Origin of the sequence: Natronomonas salina (assembly GCF_013391105.1) — an archaeon.
Classification (GTDB): Archaea; Halobacteriota; Halobacteria; order Halobacteriales; family Haloarculaceae; genus Natronomonas; species Natronomonas salina.
Genome location: NZ_CP058335.1, coordinates 1,977,565 through 1,996,070, shown reverse-complemented (window position 1 = coordinate 1,996,070; position 18,506 = coordinate 1,977,565). Strand labels below are relative to the sequence as shown.

The window sequence follows — 18,506 nt, the reverse complement described above, 5'->3', positions numbered from 1 at the left end:
GGGCCATGGGGAACTACCCGGGACTCACGTGAGACCGACTATCAATCTGCTGTCGGTCCTATCCGGTCGTTTATATCTACGAGGATTCGTCGTCCCGCCCGAGCAGCCACACGAGCAGCGCCGCGAGCGTCCCGGCGCCCACGCCCTCGGCGATTCTGTTCCGCCAGGCGAACGCCGCCGCGACGGCGCCGCCCGCCAGTCCCGCCAGCGCGAGTCGCACGGCTCGTCCGGCGGCCGGCGCCGCGTCCGGGCCGTCGTCGAGGTACGGCTCGAGGGCCTCGATCTCCGGCGTCGCCGTCACGCGACCCCGGTCCCGGTCGTACTCGACGACGTCCGCCGCGGCGAGCTGCGGGAGGTGGGCGTGGTCGAGCGCGATCTCGACGCGCTCGCGGACCGACGCGTCGAGCCCCTCCGAGGGGGTCTCGTGCTCCCGGCGTGCGATGGCGGTCGCGAGCGCGTCCACCGGCATCGGCTCGCCGACGAACTCGAGGAGGTGCCGGACCACGCGCCGCCGCCGCCCGGACTGCAGCAGGGCGAACAGCTCGTCCCGGTCGAGGGGGGCGTCGACGGCGGTGCGTTCGCGGTCGGAGTCGGTCGGGTCTGTCGGTGCCTGCATGGGTCGGCGAAGGCCAGCGTATCTAATAAACCGAGAAGCTAGTTGTAAACTCTTTCAGGTCATTCGACCGTTACGAACGTTTCTCGTCACCGCGTACGACATATACGGAGAGCTAAACTGGTCTCACAGTGCGGGTTACGCCGGCGCTGAAATGGTCCTGAACGGCGTCAGACGGGGTGATCCCGCACCCGGATCCGCGGTGTCTCGTGGTAACGTAGCTGCAACCGCCGCTCGTTGGCCCCGGCGCGTCTCCCCGGCGCCTGCCGAACCACCGTCCGGGGGCTCCGACCGGCGGGGGTCGACCCGCGGGTTTCGCGCCACTGTGGCGGGGTGTACCACGGTGTTACCGCCGGCGGGCGCGTCGATACCGTCTCCGTGCCGATCCGACGGCGGTTGCCTCCGAGTTGGTTGCACAGTTGACTAGAAGCGCCTTTCCGAATCTGTAAACGAGTTGGACGTTCATAACGAATGTGCTGGAGTAACGAGGGGCACACGATGCGTCGGAGACAGATCGACAGAACCCAGCTCAGCGCGGTCCTGCTGAGCATCGCACTGACGGTATCGATCGTGGGCGTGGTCGCGCTCGCGCCAGTCGCGGCCGACTCGCACACGAAATCGGAGGCCCCCGACATGACGGAGGAGGCGAACTTCCGCATCTCCGCCGTCTCGCAGGACGACCACTACCCGGGCGACCAGAACCAGGGCGGCGGTAGCATGCGGTACTCCGCCTCCGGAGCGGAGGCCTTCTCCGCCCAGGGCGCCGAGGATGGCCTCTACATCGACTACATCATCATCGACGCCGACTGGATCGACTACTCGGAGTGTACCACCGAGAACACGGCGGCGTTCGGTATCGACCGCGGCGACGACGACGAGGGCACCAACTACGACGAGGACCTCGTCCAGAAGCAGAAGCAGGCCACCTTCCGCGACGACGGTATCACCGTGGAGTTCTACAACTGGGACGACCTCGGCGGCGACCCGCCGTACATGGCCCCCGAGGACGCCATCGTCGCCCAGCAGGGCGAGGGCTCGGCCGGCGGCGAGTGCATGACGATGACCAGCGAGCCCGGCTGGTACCGGATCGACGGCTTCCTGAACGGCACCGTCGCCGACAACGGCCAGGGCGAGCAGCCCTCGGAGAACGCCGAGCAGGTCGGCGTCAACACCAAGTCGAACTACTTCTACATCTGTGAGTGCGACAGCGAGGAGGAAGCTCGCGAGCAGCTCGGCCCGCCGCCGAACGAGGAGGGCAGCGGCGAGACGAGCAGCTCCGGCGGCGAGAGCACGCCGACACCGACGCCGTCGGGCGAGGGGACGAGCGGCGAGTCGACCGCGTCCGAAGGCGGTGAGTCGACCGCCGAGGAGGGATCCTCCGGCACCGAGTCGGGCGGTAGCGAAGGCGGCGAATCGACCGCCGAGGAGGGATCGCCCGGTACCGAGTCGGGCGGTAGCGAAGGCGGCGAGTCGACCGAAGGAGGCACCTCCGGCAGCGGGTCCAGCGCCGGCGGCGCCAACGAGTCCGGTGCGGGCAACGGGTCCGGTGCCAGCGCGAGCAACGGTTCGAACGCCGGCGCGGGCAACGGCTCCGACGTCGGCGGCGCCCAGGCCGGCGAGGGCGACGGCGAACAGACCCCGTCAGCCAACGACGGCCCCGGGTTCGGCGCGCTGGTCGCCATCCTCGCGGTCTTCGGGAGCGCGCTACTGTTGACCCGTCGCCGATAGCACCGTCCACCGACCGCCGATTTCTTTCGACGCCGCACGGACAGCCGCGGCGCTCGGGTCCGCGAGCTACGGCGAATGATGGGAAAATCGGCCTGAACCGTCAGAAGAACTCGACGGGCCGCCTACTGGACGAGACTGTCGGGGGCCGTCCCCTTCGACCCCGCGGCCGTCTCGATCTGGTCGACGACCTCCAGGACCCGGAGGGCGGCCTCGCCGGTGACCTCGGGCTCGGTGCCGTCCGTCGCTGCGTCGACGAACGACCGGAGCTGGGCCTTCAGGGGCTCGGTGCTGTCGACGGCGACCTCCTCGACGACGCCCTCGTGGTGGTAGCGGACGTCGCCGTCCTCCTCGACGAACTCCGGCCGGGAGCGGCGCCGGATGCGGACCGACTGGTCGATGTAGTCGACCTTGATGCGCCGGGACTCGGTCCCGACGGTCAGCTGCCGGACCTTCTCCTGGGTGATGCGGCTGGCGGTCAGCCGACCGACGCAGCCGCCGTCGAACTCGAGGGTGGCGGTCGTGTACTGGCCGTCGTGGTTGGTGACCGCGCTGGCGTCCAGGACGTCCTGGTCGAGCAACGACAGCACGACGTCGACGTCGTGGATCATCAGGTCCTTCGTCACCGGGTCGGAGACGTCCCGGTCCAGCGGCGGCCCGAGCCGCTCGGCCGAGATCGTCAGCACCGCCTCGTCGTCGTCCAGGACGTCCCCGAGGGCGCGGATCGCCGGGTTGAACCGCTCGATGTGGCCGACCTGGAGGCGGACGTCCGCCGCCTCGGCGCGCCGGACCAGCTCGCGGCCCTTCTCGAAGTCGGCGACGAACGGCTTCTCCACCAGCAGGTCGACGCCGGCGTCGATGGCCTTCTCGGCCATCTCGTAGTGGTACTCCGTCGGGACGGCGATGGAGACCACGTCGACCTTCGACAGCAGCTCGTCGACGCCGAGAGGCTCGGCGTCGTACGCTTCGGCGACGCTGACGGCGTTCTCGGGGTTCGCGTCGCTGACGCCGACGAGGTCGACGCCGAGCAGTTCGCTGTACACCCTGGCGTGGTGCCGGCCCATGCTCCCGACGCCGATGACGCCCGCGCGGACGTCGCTCATGCGGTCACCTCCAGGGTCTCGGCGACGGTGGGAGTGATCCGGCCGGCGTCGCAGTACGCCGCGAAGGCAGTCTCGGAGACGCCGACCTGGTCGCCCGCGGTCGGGTCGTCGGACGCCAGGACGTCGTCGACCCGGGCGCGTTCCGCGTCGCCGACTGTCGGGGACGCGATGGCGATATCGTCTGTCGGCTCGCCGTCGCCGACGGTCCAGGGTGACTGTTCGGGCCGTGTCATTGCCCCGACGGAGGCCACCTAGCGGCATTATTATCTGCCGGATAAGCGGGTCGGGCGTCTCGGAACGGTCACCTAAACCGCTCCGAGCCGCCGTTTAGAACCCAGATAAGACGGTGAATCACGCTGAACGGACGGATAGGTTTTGAGGTGCAGGCCAGAACCGACGACTCATGGCAGCGACTCGTGACTCCTGGTGGGTGGACCTGCTGCTCGTCGGGGTGGCGGCGACCGTGCCGGCCGCGCTGGTCTACGGCGGCGTCGAGCAGACGAGTCTGCGGGTGGCCGCGGGCCTCCCGCTGGCGATCTTCCTGCCCGGGTACGCGCTCGTGTCCGCGATGTACCCCGAGGCGCGGGAGGACCTCGACCCGCCGATGACGCGGGAGACCGGCGAGGGCATCGACAGGGCGATGCGGACGCGGCTCCGCGGGCTGACCGGCATCGACCGCCTCGGCCTCGCCGTCGCGCTGAGCGCCGCGCTGACGCCCGCCGTCGCCCTGCTCCACTACGTCGCGAGCGGCTCGTTCGCGGCCCCGGAGCTCGCCGCCGGCCTCGGGGTGCTCACCTGGGGTTTCGTCTTCATCGGGCTCGCCCGGCGGCTCCGGCTGTCGGCGCCCCAGCGGTTCGGCGTCGACCTCGGGTGGCCCTCGACCGTCTACGAGCGATACTTCGTCGCGGACGGATCGCGCATGGGCAGTTCGCACCCGCTCGAGGCGAGGAGCGTCTCGGACGTCGCGCTCAACGTCCTCCTCGCCTGCGTCCTCCTCGTCGCGCTGACGAGCGCCACCTACGCGTTCACGCAGCCGCCGCCGGGCCAGGACTTCGACGAGCTGGCGGTCGTGACGCAGAACGACTCCGGCGAGTACGTCGCGGGGAACTACCCGGACGACCTCTCGGGGAGCGACCCCCTCTACGTCGGCGTCACCAACCAGCGGGACGGCCAGCAGACGTACGCCCTCCGCGGGACCCTCGAGGTGGTCGACGCGGAGGGGAACGTCATCGAGAGCGACGAGCAGCTCAGCCGCGAGGTCCAACTGGCGCCGGGCGAGCGAACGTACGTCGAGCACGACCCCGAACCGACCCTCGATGGCGAGCGGCTGCGGCTCAGCTACACGCTCGATCGGACCGGCGGCGACGACGGTCCCGACCGGCGCGTCCACGTCTGGATCTCCGGCGCGCCCGAGGGTTCGACCGACGGTGGCGAGGGCGCGACCCCCACCGCGACACAGGGTGACACGGGAACACCTACCCCGCAGGGCGGCGACACGCCGACACCCGACGGTTCGGGAGTGCCTACTCAGACTGATTCCGGCGCACAGTCGCCGACGCCCACGTCGACGCCGACCGAGACGGACGACGGCATCAGCATCGACATCTGAGATGGTTAGCGGTTAGATTTCGATTTCGTTAGTAGTTCCGCGTTCCAAACGTTACGAAACCCGCTTATAGATTATATAGCTATACTCCCCTCTCCAGTAGCGGGTGACGAATGTCTGACGGAGACCTCATACCAACGCGACGATCGTATCTGAAGTTCACCTCTGCAGCGGTGTCCGCGGCCGCCGTCGGGGCGGGCGCCTCGGGGACGGCCGGAGCAGCGAGCTCCTGTACCGCCGACTCGAGTACCGAGGAATCGGGAAGCTACACCGGCTCGGTCGAGGAGGACGAAAGCACCACCGACGACGAGGAGGAGACGGAGGCCGAAGAGACCGACGACGCCGACGACGAGGACTACGCGCGGGTCGTCGACGTCGTCGAGGCCGGCGCCGACCCGAACGGCGGGGCGTCGATCACGCCGGTCCTCGAGGAGAACCTCGCCGACGACACCCTGTTCCGGTTCCCGGAGGGCCGCTACTACATGGACGACATGGTCCGCTGGACCGGCTTCGATAACGTCGGCTTCGAGGGCGACGACGCGACCATCGTGCCCGCGTCGTACCACGACTTCCAGGGGAGCAACATCTGCTTCAAGCTCGGCACCGCCAGCAGCCCGGGCGACTCGCTGCACTTCTCGGGGATCGACTTCGACCTGACCGCCTCGGACACGGGCGCCCGCGCGATCCAGGCACAGGTCGCCGACGACCTCGTCGTCCGCAACGTCACGGTCGAGGGCGAACACGACAGCGGCACCTTCGGGCCGTTCCTCTTCGACGTCACCTCCTCGAGCGGCGAGGGGACGATCGAGAACGTCCAGATCCCCGACGGCGGGGAGTACTCCCGGTACACGCCCGGGAGCATCCAGACCGGTCCGACGGGCATCCTCGTCAGCGAGAGCCACCAGGGCCACCTCCGCTTCCAGGACTGCGTCGTCGGCCCCTTCCCCGACAACGGCCTGTACGCGGCCAACGGCGACAAGGTGTCCGTCATCGGCGGGGAGTACCGCAACAGCAACGTCGCGAGCATCCGCCTCGGCGGCGACGGCAGCAACGTCCAGGACGCCACCGTCGTGGTCGACCAGAACCGCGACGACGACGAGACCCAGATGGGGATCCGACTGGACAACGGCGAGGACCTCCACGTGGAGAACACGACCATAGAGCTCCAGCAGCCCAACGGTAACGCGATCCGCGTGCTCAACGGCGTCGGCTCCGCGGCCATCTCCGACACCACCATCAGCGTCGAGAACCGGCCGGAGAACGCCGTCCACGTGAGTCCGAGCGCGGGGTCGACCCACATCCACGGGACCGACATCCGCCAGGACACCAGCGCCTACGCCATCGTCCTCACGGAGCAGAGCAGCGGCGGCGGCGAGGCCCTCGTCGAGGACGTCGACGTCACCGGCGACGGCGACGGGAGCAACTACCGGTACACAATCTACTGCGGCCGCGACGGCACCGAGTTCCGCTCGGTGTCCGTCGAGCAGCAGGGCGGCGACTGGCGGCGCTGCCTGCTCGTCGACGCCGACGACTGCCTCGTCTACGGCGGCGACTACTACTCGGAACACCACCCGGTCGTCAACGACGGCTCCGGGAACCGCTACGTCGAGATCGACGACGCCCAGGCCGCCAACGGCTCGGAGGGGCTCATGCTCAGGGGTGGCCACAGCAACATCGACGTCATCGACAACGTCATCCACAACGGCCTCCGCGACAAGGGGACCAGCAACCTCACGACCAGCGGCAACGAGTTCCCGTAACGTCGCACAGGCACGTCGCCGAACGTCTGTCACACGCGCGGACATTCTTTCGACGATACCCGTCTACTAGTGGAGCTTCCGACGGTACCCGTCTACTGCCGGAGTCGCCGACCGACGCCGACCGTCGTGGCGGCCAGCAGCCCCGGATACTGCGTCGTCGCTGGCGCCGCCGAGCGGGCGTACTTCAGCCCCGTCGCGAGGTCGCCCTCGGCGAGGTACTCCTTCGCCAGGATGAGGTTGTGGCCGGCGACGACGTCCTCGCCCTGCTCCTCGAGCAGTTCGATGTGGTCGCCGAACGACTCCCGGACGCGCTCGAGGGCCCGCTCGGTCACCTCCGGCGACGGGTGCCCCGAGGGGTCCCGGAGGACGAGCTCCTCGGGGAGGTAGGCGAGCTTCCCCTGCTCGAGGACGCGGACGAGGAACTCGGTGTCCTGGAACCGCTCGAAGGACTCGTCGAAGCCGCCGATCTCGACGGTGACGTCGCGCTCGACGAGCAGCGTCGACCCGGCGCTGGTGTGGAGTCTGTCGGTGAGGACCTCCGCGATCAGCACGTCGCCGCCCTCGCGCCGCCGCGGCGGCTCGCTGCCGAGGACGGAGCCGAGCGCCCACTCGATGTGGCTGGTGTCGCCGTCGCTCGGCGGCTTGACGTCGCAGTAGGCGGCGATCCAATCGTTGCCCCGTGACTGGAGCAAGGAGAGCTGCCGGTCGAGCTTCTGGGGGAGCCACTCGTCGTCGGAGTCCAGGAACGCGACGTACTCCCCTTCCGACGCCTCGATGCCGGTGTTCCGCGCGGCGCTACCGCCCCGGTTCTCCTCGTGGCGGATGTACTCGACCCGCGGATCGTCGTAGGATTCGACGACCGACCGGCTGTCGTCCGTCGAGGCGTCGTCGACGACCAGCAGCTCCAGTTCCTCGTGGGTCTGTGCGAGGACGCTCTCGATGGTGTCCGGCAATGCCTCGGCGCGGTTGTACGTCGGGACGATCACGCTGACGAGGGTCACCGCCGGTCACCTCCGCTCGCGGTCCACGTGCGTTCGACGGTTGGGTCGTTCATTGCTAGGTGGGTATCGGTCCAGGAGGATAATTATCCGACACCTAAGCGACCGCGTCGGGCGGTGAACGGCCCGTTCGTCGCTCGAACGCTACTCGAGGTAGCCGAGGTCGGCGAGGCGGTCCTGGACGCCGTCGTCCGGGCCCTCCTCGGACTTCGCCGACACGCTGCGGCGGTCGTACTCGCGGGCTTCGACCTCGTCGACGACCGGGAGGATCGACCCGTCCATCCGGTCGCTGACGGGGACGCCGAAGGTCGCCAGCACCGTGGGGGCGAGGTCGTACAGCCGCGGGGCGCCCAGGTCGACGTCGTCGTCGAGGGCCCGCCCGGAGGCCGCGACGACGCCGTCGAACTTGTGGTCCCAGGTCCCGGTCCGGTCGGCGAACTGCTCGCCGGGGAGCGTCGCCGACAGCAGGTGGTCGTAGTCGGCCGGCACCGTCACGACGTCGACGGCTTCCGTGGTCATCGGGCCCTCGAAGTACTCCTCGCGGGGACCGACCTCCTCGAAGACGGGCTCGCCGTCCGGCGTCTCCGCCGCCGAGAGGTACTCGATGAGCTCCTCCCGGACGGCGTCGTACTCCGCCTGCGGGACGACGCCCTCGGGTTCGCGGCCCTCGAGGTTGACCCGCACGCCCAGTTCCACGCGCGTCCGCATGTACGCGGTGGAGTTGGCGAAGTCGACGTGCGTCTGCCCTGCCCGCTTGACGCTGTCCGGGACGTACGGCGCGACGACGTCGGCGACCCCGAGGGTGTCGAGCACGTCGTTGACCCGGCGGGTGGTGAGGCCGGCGGCCGCGGCCGCGGCGGCGACGCGCGGCAGGACGCCGGGGCCGCCGTCGTCGCCGGTCTCGTCGGTCCCCTCCCGGAGCTGGCTTCGCATCGGGTTCCACGACGGCATCCCGCGAGGGTCCTGTGTGGGCTCGATGTAGCCGCCCTCACGGAGGTACTCGTTGACCCGGAATTCGTAGCCCTCGTAGGGGCCGATGCCGTGGTCGCTGACGACGAACACCGCGTCGGGGTCGGTCGCCTCGAGGGTCGCCTCGATCTCCTCGTCGACCGTTCGGAACAGCTCCTCGATGCGGTCGGTCTCGGTCGGGAACTTGTGGAAGATGGTGTCGGTGCGCTGGAACTGGACGAACCCGAAGTCGGGGTCGAACCGGTCGGCGAGGTACCGCGTCGCCTCGCCGCGCATCCGGGTGACGTCCAGCCAGTTCGCGAAGACCTCGTCGTCGGGCGCGTCGGTCGTCCGGTCCTCCTCCGGGTAGACCCGGTAGCCGCTACAGGCCTCGCGGACGTCCTCGAGGAGCCCCTCCGGGTGACAGGTCGGCTCCTCGGGGCCGAGGAAGCCCGGCAGGACGGCGCCGTCGATCGGCGTCGGCGGGTGGGTCACCGGCACGTTCACGACGACGCTGCTGTAGCCGTGCTGGTCCAGTAGCTCCCAGATGGCCGGCTCGCGGATCTGGTCGGCGGAGACGACGTCCCAGTCGTAGCCCTCGTAGGAGACGAAGCCGAAGGACCCGTGCTTCCCGGGGTTCGTCCCCGTGTAGATGGACGGCCACGCCGCGGGCGTCCACGGCGGGACGTGCGACTCCATCGGCGCGGACGTGCCGGACTCGAAGAGCCCCTCCAGGGTCGGGACGACGTCCCGCTCGAAGAGTGGTTCCAGGACCGGCATGCACGCGGCATCCAGACCGACGACGAGCGCCTTCATCGCCGCGACCCCCCGGCGCGGTGATGGGCTGCTCGCCTTGTTTCGGCGCTGCGATCGATATCACCCGTGTACATTTCACGAGGGGCTACGACCTCCACCCACGTTATTATCCAGCTACTATCCAGTCGTGGGCGGTCCTTTCGACCCGCGCCGACCGGGGTTCCAGTCCGGTTCCGGTGACCCTTCTGCGGCGGAACGCGTTTATCGGCCCCATAATAATCATCCCCTCGCCGGTAGGGACGGACGCCTCCGCACGGAGGCTAGGCATCCACCGACGCGCTGGCCCGACGCAGACATCACCGCACTGCTGGTTCACCCCCCCATCCGCAACCCGTTCCCTGCGCGGTGTCTGTACCAGCTCGTCACCCGCTTTCCCCCCTCTTCCCCTCGACCACGATAACCGAGAGCTGCGGTGTTCCCGACTGGAGATCACGTAGCGACCCCCAACTTCGCGAACCGAGCGAACGGATCACGGAGGCCGATTTCCGCTCCTCGCGTCATCGACCCCGAGTGTAGTCCTCCAACGTCCCCCTCGAAGCGACACCGGAACGACCGGTGCGGCACCGACGCTGCCCTTACGCACGCGTGGGTACGTATTACGGACGGTACGACTGTAGCTCCAACATCGATTCTTCGACTTCGCCACTCCGGCTCCTCCGGGGCTGGCTCTCGTTCGTCGCTCCACGCTTGAGGGGTCCCGCAACCGAGGACACCCCCGAAGAGCACGCCACACCACCGCCGTATGCGGATTTTAGCGGTGCATAAACGATCGTAAACGGAACGAAACGCCTGAGGCGGGCGATATCGGCGGGTGGAGATGCCCGGACGCTCCCGCCACCGGCGCGCAAGGCGGCCATTAGTGGGCTCATAGTAACCGGGTACTGGCTCCGAGTGGAATGTAACGGCCACGCGGCCGAACTGGCACCATGTACGCAAACGAAATCGGACATCGGTCGACGAGTGTAGTCTTCGGGAAGGGAACAGGTGGGGGTGAGCCGATCGCGGAGCCGTTCCACCTGGACAGGGTGGGGCGTCTCCCCCGTCCGGCCGCACGCGAGGAGGTGACCGTCTGTGTCTGAGAGCCGGACGGTCAGGTCTCTCTACGACGCCGACGCGGACGCGACGGCGCTGGACGCGGCCTTCCGCTCTGGGGAGGTTCCGGTCGCCGTCTACGGGCTCGGCAAGATGGGGCTCCCGCTAGCCGCCGTCTACGCCGACGTGACCGGCAACGTCGCGGGCGTCGATATCGACCCAGAGGTCGTCTCGGCGATCCAGGCCGGCGACTGCCCCGTCGAGGGCGAACCGGGCCTCCCGGACCTCGTCGCCGACCTCGTCGACGACGGCGCGCTCCGCGCGGTCGAGTCGGGCCGCGAGGCGGCCCCCTCGACGGTCCACGTGCTGATCGTCCCGACGCTCGTCGACGACGGCGAGCCTGACCTCTCGGCGCTGCTGGCGGCCGTCGACGACGTCGCCGCGACGCTGTCGGCCGGCGACCTGGTGATCGTCGAGTCGACGGTCCCGCCGCGCACCTGCGAGGACGTCGTCCTGCCGCGGCTCCTCGAGGGCAGCGACCTGGACCGCGGCGAGTTCGGGCTCGCCTTCTGTCCGGAGCGGACCCTCTCCGGGCGCGCGCTCGAAGACATCCGCGGCGGCCACCCCAAGGTGATCGGCGGCGTGGACGAGGCGAGCGCGGCGGCCGCCGAGGTCGTCTACGACGCCGTCCACGGCGGCGAGATCCTCACCGCCTCGGACGCAACGACAGCGGAGGCGGTGAAGGTCTTCGAGGGCGTCTACCGCGACACGAACATCGCCCTCGCCAACGAGCTCGCGAAGCACGCCCCCGAACTCGGCGTCGACGTCACGGAAGCCATCGACATCGCCAACTCCCAGCCGTTCTGCGAGATCCACGACCCCGGCGCGGGCGTCGGCGGCCACTGCATCCCCCTCTACCCCTACTTCCTCACGGAACCGTTCGACGCCCCCTCGCCGCTCATGGAGACGGCGCGGGCGGTCAACGACTCGATGCCGTCGTACACGGCCGACGCCGTCGAGCGGAACCTCCGCGACGAGGGCGTCGACCCCGCCGACGCGCGGGTGCTCGTCCTCGGCGCGACCTACCGGCCCGGCGTCGACGAGATCCGCAAGACGCCGGCGCTGCCGCTCGTCGAGGAACTGGCCGACGCCGGCGCGGACGTCGACGTCGTCGACCCGGTCTGCACCTCGCCGGGTCCCTTCGAGGACCGCGGCGCCACCGTCCGGACCCTCGAGGACGTCGAGGCCGACGCCGGTTACGACGCCGCGGTCATGGTGACGCCCCAGCCCGCGTTCGACGATCTCGAGGTCGCGACCCTCGGCGGCGAGGGGCGCCTCGTGGTCGTCGACGGCCGGCAGGCGCTGACCGAACTGCGCGGCGACGACCGGGTGCGGTACACGGGGGTCGGTATCGATGCCTGAGACGGTCGCCATCGTCGGGCTCGGCTACGTCGGCCTGCCGCTGGCCGTCGCCTTCGACGAGGCCGGCTACCACGTCGTCGGCTTCGACGTCGACGAGGACCGCGTCGGGAGCCTCGACTCCGGCATGGACCCGACCGACGAGGTCGGCGACGAGGCGGTCGCAGGGGGCGACGTCCTGTTCACGACGGACCCCGTCCAGCTCTCGGACGCCGACTACGTCATCGTCACCGTCCCGACGCCGGTCGACGACCGCGGCAACCCGAACCTCGGGGCCGTCGAGGCGGCCGCCAAGACCATCGGGGAGCACCTCTCGACCGGGACGACCGTCGTCCTCGAGTCGACGGTCTATCCCGGCGCGACACGGGAGATCCTCATCCCGGCCCTCGAGGAGGGCTCCGGGTTCACACGCGGCGAGGAGTTCCACGTCGGCTACTCCCCCGAGCGGCTCGCCCCCGGGACGGACCGCGGGCTCCGCGACGTCGTGAAGATCGTCGGCGCCGACGATACCGAGGTCCGCGACGACCTCGCCGAACTGTACGAGTCCGTCGTCGACGCCGGCGTCCACCGCGCCGACAGCATCGAGGTCGCCGAGACCGCGAAGGTCATCGAGAACGTCCAGCGCGACATCAACATCGCGCTCATCAACGAGCTCGCGATCATCTGCTCGCGGCTGGGCGTCGACACCGACGCGGTCCTGGAGGCCGCCGGGACGAAGTGGAACTTCCACGACTACGAACCCGGCCTCGTCGGCGGCCACTGCATCCCGGTGGACCCCCACTACCTCGCGTACCGCTCGGAGGCCGAGGGGTTCTCGCCGAAGCTGCTGTTGACTGGCCGCGAGATCAACAAGCAGGTCCCGAAGTACGCCGCCGAGCGGGCGGTCAAGGGACTCAACGAGTGCGGGAAGGTCCTCCAGGACTGCCGTCTCCTCGTGCTGGGGCTGGCCTACAAGCCCAACGTCGGCGACATCCGGACCTCCGCCGTCGGCGGCATGATCGCCGAACTCGAGGAGTTCGGCATCTCCGTGACGGGCCACGACCCCCACGCCGCCGACGACGCGATGCGCGACGAGTTCGGCATCGACATCACCTCGGAGGTCGACTGCGAGGGCTTCGACGGTATCGTCGTCGCGACGGGCCACGACGAGTACTCGGACCTCGACCTCGACGACCTCCACGACCAGCTCGGGGTCGATCCGCTGCTGATGGACATCGACGGCGTCTTCGACGAGGAGGCGGCGACCGACCGCGGCTTCAACTACCGGAGGCTGTGAGCATGTACCGGAACCACAGCGTCGGCGTCGTCGTCCCCGCGTACAACGAGGAGGGCTTCGTCGGCGAGGTCGTCGACACGCTGCCGTCGTTCGTCGACCGCGCCTACGTCGTCGACGACCGCTCGACCGACGGCACCTGGGCGGAGATCCTCGAGCGGGTCGAGGACTCCCCCGACGAGACCGGCGATGCGGGTCCGGCATCCACAGACGGAACGCGGGCGGACGGCGGTGAGGCGGTCGCCGCCGGCGCGTCGACCGGCAGTGCCGGCACGGGCGCGTCGGCGCCGACCCTCGCCGGCGACGCGGCCACCGAGGTCGTCGCGATCCGCCACGAGGAGAACCGCGGCGTCGGCGGCGCCATCAAGACCGGCTACCTGCGGGCCGTCGAGGACGGCGTCGACCTCGTCACGGTGATGGGCGGCGACGGCCAGATGGACCCCGACCAGCTGGACGCGCTGCTGGACCCCCTCGTCGACGGGCGGGCCGACTACGCGAAGGGCAACCGGCTCCGGTCGCCCGGCCACTGGCAGGGCATGTCCCGGTTCCGGCTGTTCGGCAACGCCGTGCTCACGCTGCTGACGAAGGTATCCAGCGGCTACTGGGAGCTGCTCGACCCCCAGAACGGGTACGCGGCGATCACCCGCGAGGCCCTCGAGACGGTCGACGTCGCGGAGATGTACGAGGACTACGGCTACTGCAACGACCTGCTCGCGCGGCTGAACCGCCACGACTGCCGCGTCGCCCACGTCGACATCCCCGCGGAGTACGGCGACGAGGAGAGCTCCATCAGTTACCCCTCCTACATCAAGAACGTCTCCGGGCTCCTGCTGGGGAACTTCCTGTGGCGGATGAAGCACTCCTACGCGGTCGGGTCGTTCCACCCGCTGGTCCTCTCGTACCTCTTCGGGACCGGTCTGGCGCTGCTCGGCGCGGTCGCGACCGTCGGGACGCTCGTCGGGGTCGGCCTCGGCGCGGTCGGTCCGGCCGCGGTGCTCGTCGCGGCGCTGCTCGGCGCCGTCGGCGTCCAGACGCTGCTGTCAGCGATGCACGCCGACGCCGACGAGAACGACGGCCTGGAGGTGCAGATCACGTGACTACCGTCGTCACCATCCAGCACCCGGCGCACGTGCACTTCTTCCGGCACGCCATCGGGGAGCTCGCCGCCGCCGGCGAGGACGTCCACGTGTTCGTCCGCCGGAAGGCCCCCGCCGTCGAGCTGCTGCGGTACTACGACATCGAGCACACCGTGATCGCCGAGGAGAGCGACTCGGTGCTCACGCTGCCGCTGACGCAGTTCGGTTACGAGTACCGGCTCTACCGCGCGGTCCGGAGCCTCGACCCCGACCTGTTCCTCGGGGTCGGCGGCGTCGCGGCCGCCCACGTCGCGCGGCTCTGCGGGGCCGACAGCGTCGTCTTCACCGACACCGAGCACGCGAGCCTCACGAACGCCCTCGCGATCCCGCTCGCCTCGTCGGTGTACACGCCGTCGTGCTACGACGGTCGCGAGGGCGACGACCACGTCTACTACCCCGGCTACCACGAGCTTGCGTACCTCCACCCGAACCGCTTCGAGCCGGCGTCGTCGTCGAGCATCCGCTCGGCCCTCGACGTCGAGGCGGACGACGACCTGGTCATCCTCCGGCTGAGCAACTGGGACGCCTCCCACGACGTCGGCGCCGAGGGCCTCTCCGACGTCTCCGAGGCCGTCGAGTCCCTCGAGGCCGCCGGCGGCACCGTCCGGATCACCGCCGAGCGAACCCTCGGCGAGGAGCTGGAACCGTACCGGGTGTCGGTCCCGCCGCACCTGATCCACGACGTGCTCGCCGAGGCCGAACTGTTCGTCGGCGAGGGCGCGACGATGGCCGCTGAGAGCGCTGTCCTCGGGACGCCCTCGGTGTACATCAACAGCCTCGAGCTCGGCTACATGACCGAGCTCGCCGACCGCTACGGCCTGGCGTACACGTTCCACGGCTCCCGCCGGCACGACCGCGGCATCGAGACGGCGACGGCGCTGCTCGCCGACCTCGACGACCGGTGGCGGCGCCGCCGGCAGGCGATGCTGGCCGACAAGACCGACACGACCGAGGTCATCATGCGCGCGGCGAACCGCTACCTCCCCAGGCGCGTCGCCGCGGAGGCGACCGTATGAGGGTCCTGCAGCTCGTGACGACGGAGCGGTCGTTCTTCCGCGAGCAGGTCTCCGCCCTGGAGGCCAGGGGGATCGACTGCACGACGGTGTCGGTCCCCGGCCGCGGGAACGAGCGCAACCCGGCCGACTTCGCGCGGTTCTACGCCCGCGTCCTGCGAGCGGTCCGGAACGACGAGTTCGACCTCGTCCACGCGAACTACGGGCTGACCGTGCCGTTCGCGCTCGCCCAGCCGACCCGGCCGGTCGTCGCGACGCTGTGGGGCTCCGACGTGATGAGCGACATCGACTGGCTCGTCGGCCTCACCGAGCGGACCGCCCCGCGGTGCGACGCGGTCATCGCCCCCTCCGAACGGCTCTCGCGGGCCTACCCCGGCGAGGACGTCGTCGTCCCCTTCGGCGTCGACACCGAGCGGTTCCGGCCCATCGACCGGGCCACCGCCCGGGAGCGCGTCGGCTGGGACGACGACGAGGCGGTCGTCCTGTTCCCCTACCGGACCGACCGTCCCGAGAAGAACTACGAACTCGCGGAGACGGTCGTCGACCGCGTCGACGCCGACGTCGACCTCCGGACCCTGACCGGGGCCCCCCACGAGGAGATGCCGTACTACTACAACGCGAGCGACGCGGTCCTGCTCACCTCCCGCTACGAGAGCGGCCCGATGGTCGTCAAGGAGGCCGCGGCCTGCAACGTCCCGGTCGTCGCCACCGACGTCGGGTTCGTCCCGGAGGTCCTCTCGGACGTCGAGAACTCGGCGGTCTGTGCGGACGCCGACGAACTCGTCGCCGGGCTCGAGGCCGTCCTGGCCTCCGACGGCCGGTCAGACGCCAGGGAGGCCGTCCGCGACGAACTCTCCCTCGACCTGATGGGCGAGGCGATCGAACGAGTGTACGACGACGTACTGACCCAGAAGATCCATGTCTGAAACCGAACCGGGGCTTCTGAGCCTCGACCGTCTCGACCGACTCGCGGCTGTCGTGGGACTGGTGCTGGCGGTGCTGCTGTTCCCGCTGCGGTTCTTCGCCAGCCAAATCTACATCGTGACGCTGCCGATCGTCCTGGGGATCGCCTGCATCCTGTACCTCCTGGCGGACCGCCGGGAGTCCACCCCGGGCCTCCCGACCTTCTCCCGGGGGCTCAGCCGGCTGCTCCCGGTGGTCGTCCTGGCGGCGACGGCGCTGCTGCCGATGCTCGCCCTGCAGGCGGGCCACAGGACGGACGTGTTCTACGTGATCGCGGCGGGGACGGCGACCGTGCTGCTGTTCCAGGTGTTCTTCACGCCGGACGGCGAGCTGTCGCCGTCGCTCGTGCTCACGGAGGCGCTGCTGTTCGGCCTCGTCGTTCGGTTCGCCGGCCTCACGACTACCCCCGGCTACATCGGGATCGACGTCTGGACCCACATGCGGTTCGTCGACCAGGTCTTGGCGGCCGGCTCCCTGGACCCCATCTCCCACCGGAAGTACTACGCCGCGCCGCTGTACCACCTGATGGCCGCCAGCGGGACGATGCTGTTCGAGAGCACCTCGCGGACGGCGATGTACGCGACCGTGGGGCTCGTGACGCTCCTGCCGACCGTGCTGGTGTACTCGCTGGGTCGGCTCATGCTCGTCCGACGGTGGGCGCTGGCGGCGGCCATCATCTACTCGATGGGCGACCACTTCCTCCGCTGGGGTCTCCACATCATCCCGACGAACCTCGGGCTCGTGTTCTTCTGTGCGTTCCTGGTGTTCTTCGGCCGGGTCGTCCACACGCAGTTCCGACCGCGCGACTACGTGCTGCTGGTCGGGTTCAGCATCGCCATCGTCCTCACCCACCAGATATCCACCTTCATCACGTTGCTGGTGCTGTTCGTCGGGATGGTGGGGCGGACGGCGATCACGCTCGTACCGGTCTTCGAGCGCCAGAACTCCCTCGACCGGGTGCTCTCGGTCCCGGACCCGCCGAAGCAGGCGGGGCTGTTCCTCTTCAACCTCGGGTTCGCGACGTTCACGTGGTCGCTGACGCCGTACCGCGGGGACACGTTCCTGTCGACGATGACGAGCTTCCTCGTCGACACCGTCACGAGTTCGGCGGGGTTCCTGGAGCTCGCCGGCGGCAACGAGCCCAGCGGCGGCGGCGGCCTCGCCGACCAGGCCCCCCAGCACCTCGTCCAGCTTGTGACCTACGTCGACGAGGCCGGGTTCCTGCTGTTGCTGTTGCTCGGGGTCGTCGGCTGCCTCTACGTAATCCACGCCTCCCGGGCGACGCACCTCACGGTGACGCTGTTCGGCAGCGTCGTGGTGATGCTCGTGTTCGTCCTGGGGCTCCCGCTGTTCGGCATCCGGAACTTCGTCCCGGGCCGCTGGTTCGCGTTCCTCTACGTGCCGCTGGTGCTGCTCGGCCTCGTCGGGATCCGCTACCTGTCGCTGCGGTTGCCGGGGGCGGTGACCGCGCCTGGGCTGGCGATCCTGCTGCTGGTCCTCCCCGGGATGATGCTGGTAGCCACGCCGGCGGTCGCCGACAGTCCCGCGATCGAGGAGGTACAGACACGCTACGGGTACACCGAGTCGGAGCTGGCCGGCGTCGACGCGGCGGACAGGTACGTCCACGGCGACCGGACGATATTCACCGACCACCCCTACCAGACGGTGCTCGAGCGGAGCGGCGCCCAGTCGGCTGACCCGGCGACAGTCCCCGCCAACGGCACCGCTAGCCACGACCTAGTGATGTACCGCGCCCAGCAGTCGGAGGGGGCCGTATACTTCCAGGACGAGTCAGGGAACGGCTACCGTCGTTCACTCTCCGAGAACGGTCTGTGCGGTCCGTCAATGCATCGCACGTACGATAACGGACAGACCAGGCTCTGTACTCGGTGATTTAGGGACACCTTCCAGAAGCGACTTGAAGCGCGATTCAGTTCACGACCGTTTCAGAAATCGGCGGATCGCGCGTAGGAGGGACCGACGAGACTGTTCACGAGGCGTCTATAGATGCTCTGGAACGATGAGAAACGCTCGATTATACTGGAACGCCACGAAAGTATTGGTAACTAGTTCTACCATTTATTATCAGTCCCAGCCGAGG

General features: G+C 69.4%; 14 protein-coding genes. 9 read left to right on the top strand and 5 right to left on the bottom strand.

Annotation, left to right across the window (positions count from 1 at the left end; translation table 11 throughout):
- Positions 1-76: 76 nt before the first annotated feature.
- Entirely contained in the window at positions 77-616 is a 540-nt protein-coding gene (locus HWV07_RS10480) for a DUF7344 domain-containing protein (protein ID WP_178334250.1), read from the bottom strand.
- Between the two features lie 495 nt (positions 617-1,111).
- Here HWV07_RS10480 and HWV07_RS19915 point away from each other — a divergent pair, with 495 nt between their 5' ends.
- On the top strand, positions 1,112-2,341 hold the full coding sequence (locus HWV07_RS19915; protein ID WP_178334249.1) for a PGF-CTERM sorting domain-containing protein: 1,230 nt from the start codon (positions 1,112-1,114) through the stop codon (positions 2,339-2,341).
- Positions 2,342-2,463: 122 nt separating this feature from the next.
- Here the strand turns inward: HWV07_RS19915 and HWV07_RS10470 are convergent, their stop codons facing one another.
- Together HWV07_RS10470 and HWV07_RS19770 are read right to left on the bottom strand one after the other, a co-directional pair.
- A complete protein-coding gene (locus HWV07_RS10470) occupies positions 2,464-3,441 on the bottom strand; it encodes a Gfo/Idh/MocA family protein (RefSeq protein ID WP_246279745.1) in 978 nt (325 codons plus the stop codon).
- On the bottom strand, positions 3,438-3,674 hold the full coding sequence (locus HWV07_RS19770) for a hypothetical protein (RefSeq protein WP_246279744.1): 237 nt from the start codon (positions 3,672-3,674) through the stop codon (positions 3,438-3,440). The genes HWV07_RS10470 and HWV07_RS19770 overlap by 4 nt, the downstream gene beginning before the upstream one ends.
- Positions 3,675-3,844: 170 nt before the next feature.
- Here HWV07_RS19770 and HWV07_RS10465 point away from each other — a divergent pair, with 170 nt between their 5' ends.
- Both HWV07_RS10465 and HWV07_RS10460 read left to right on the top strand, forming a co-directional pair.
- Positions 3,845-5,050: a DUF1616 domain-containing protein gene (locus HWV07_RS10465; RefSeq protein ID WP_178334247.1), complete on the top strand. Its 1,206-nt coding sequence runs from the start codon at positions 3,845-3,847 to the stop codon at positions 5,048-5,050.
- Between the two features lie 110 nt (positions 5,051-5,160).
- Positions 5,161-6,807 carry a hypothetical protein gene (locus tag HWV07_RS10460; RefSeq protein ID WP_178334246.1) on the top strand — a complete coding sequence of 549 codons (1,647 nt, stop codon included), beginning with the start codon at positions 5,161-5,163 and terminating at the stop codon, positions 6,805-6,807.
- Between the two features lie 92 nt (positions 6,808-6,899).
- Here the strand turns inward: HWV07_RS10460 and HWV07_RS10455 are convergent, their stop codons facing one another.
- On the bottom strand, positions 6,900-7,808 hold the full coding sequence (locus tag HWV07_RS10455) for a glycosyltransferase family 2 protein (protein WP_178334245.1): 909 nt from the start codon (positions 7,806-7,808) through the stop codon (positions 6,900-6,902).
- Between the two features lie 141 nt (positions 7,809-7,949).
- Positions 7,950-9,569, bottom strand: coding sequence for an alkaline phosphatase family protein (locus HWV07_RS10450; RefSeq protein WP_178334244.1), 1,620 nt, complete (start codon positions 9,567-9,569; stop codon positions 7,950-7,952).
- A 1,071-nt stretch (positions 9,570-10,640) separates the two neighbouring features.
- Here HWV07_RS10450 and HWV07_RS10445 point away from each other — a divergent pair.
- From HWV07_RS10445 to HWV07_RS10420, 6 genes are read left to right on the top strand one after another with little or no spacing between them, the layout of a single operon-like run.
- Complete coding sequence (locus tag HWV07_RS10445; protein ID WP_178334243.1) at positions 10,641-12,023, top strand: nucleotide sugar dehydrogenase; 1,383 nt, start codon at positions 10,641-10,643, stop codon at positions 12,021-12,023.
- Positions 12,016-13,296 carry a nucleotide sugar dehydrogenase gene (locus HWV07_RS10440; RefSeq protein WP_178334242.1) on the top strand — a complete coding sequence of 427 codons (1,281 nt, stop codon included), beginning with the start codon at positions 12,016-12,018 and terminating at the stop codon, positions 13,294-13,296. Before HWV07_RS10445 ends, HWV07_RS10440 begins: the two co-directional genes overlap by 8 nt.
- Before the next feature lie 2 nt (positions 13,297-13,298).
- Positions 13,299-14,390, top strand: coding sequence for a glycosyltransferase family 2 protein (locus HWV07_RS10435; RefSeq protein WP_178334241.1), 1,092 nt, complete (start codon positions 13,299-13,301; stop codon positions 14,388-14,390).
- Positions 14,387-15,445, top strand: coding sequence for a DUF354 domain-containing protein (locus tag HWV07_RS10430; protein ID WP_178334240.1), 1,059 nt, complete (start codon positions 14,387-14,389; stop codon positions 15,443-15,445). The genes HWV07_RS10435 and HWV07_RS10430 overlap by 4 nt, the downstream gene beginning before the upstream one ends.
- A complete protein-coding gene (locus HWV07_RS10425) occupies positions 15,442-16,368 on the top strand; it encodes a glycosyltransferase family 4 protein (protein WP_178334239.1) in 927 nt (308 codons plus the stop codon). Before HWV07_RS10430 ends, HWV07_RS10425 begins: the two co-directional genes overlap by 4 nt.
- Complete coding sequence (locus HWV07_RS10420; RefSeq protein ID WP_178334238.1) at positions 16,361-18,298, top strand: hypothetical protein; 1,938 nt, start codon at positions 16,361-16,363, stop codon at positions 18,296-18,298. The genes HWV07_RS10425 and HWV07_RS10420 overlap by 8 nt, the downstream gene beginning before the upstream one ends.
- The last annotated feature ends 208 nt before the right edge of the window (positions 18,299-18,506 follow it).

Excerpts from the sequence above, each read along its gene's own strand:
- HWV07_RS10480 (WP_178334250.1), bottom strand. The coding sequence starts at position 616 with ATGCAGGCACCGACAGACCCGACCGACTCCGACCGCGAACGCACCGCC.
- HWV07_RS19915 (WP_178334249.1), top strand. The coding sequence starts at position 1,112 with ATGCGTCGGAGACAGATCGACAGAACCCAGCTCAGCGCGGTCCTGCTG.
- HWV07_RS10470 (WP_246279745.1), bottom strand. The coding sequence starts at position 3,441 with ATGAGCGACGTCCGCGCGGGCGTCATCGGCGTCGGGAGCATGGGCCGG.
- HWV07_RS19770 (WP_246279744.1), bottom strand. The coding sequence starts at position 3,674 with ATGACACGGCCCGAACAGTCACCCTGGACCGTCGGCGACGGCGAGCCG.
- HWV07_RS10465 (WP_178334247.1), top strand. The coding sequence starts at position 3,845 with ATGGCAGCGACTCGTGACTCCTGGTGGGTGGACCTGCTGCTCGTCGGG.
- HWV07_RS10460 (WP_178334246.1), top strand. The coding sequence starts at position 5,161 with ATGTCTGACGGAGACCTCATACCAACGCGACGATCGTATCTGAAGTTC.
- HWV07_RS10450 (WP_178334244.1), bottom strand. The coding sequence starts at position 9,569 with ATGAAGGCGCTCGTCGTCGGTCTGGATGCCGCGTGCATGCCGGTCCTG.
- HWV07_RS10440 (WP_178334242.1), top strand. The coding sequence starts at position 12,016 with ATGCCTGAGACGGTCGCCATCGTCGGGCTCGGCTACGTCGGCCTGCCG.
- HWV07_RS10435 (WP_178334241.1), top strand. The coding sequence starts at position 13,299 with ATGTACCGGAACCACAGCGTCGGCGTCGTCGTCCCCGCGTACAACGAG.
- HWV07_RS10425 (WP_178334239.1), top strand. The coding sequence starts at position 15,442 with ATGAGGGTCCTGCAGCTCGTGACGACGGAGCGGTCGTTCTTCCGCGAG.
- HWV07_RS10420 (WP_178334238.1), top strand. The coding sequence starts at position 16,361 with ATGTCTGAAACCGAACCGGGGCTTCTGAGCCTCGACCGTCTCGACCGA.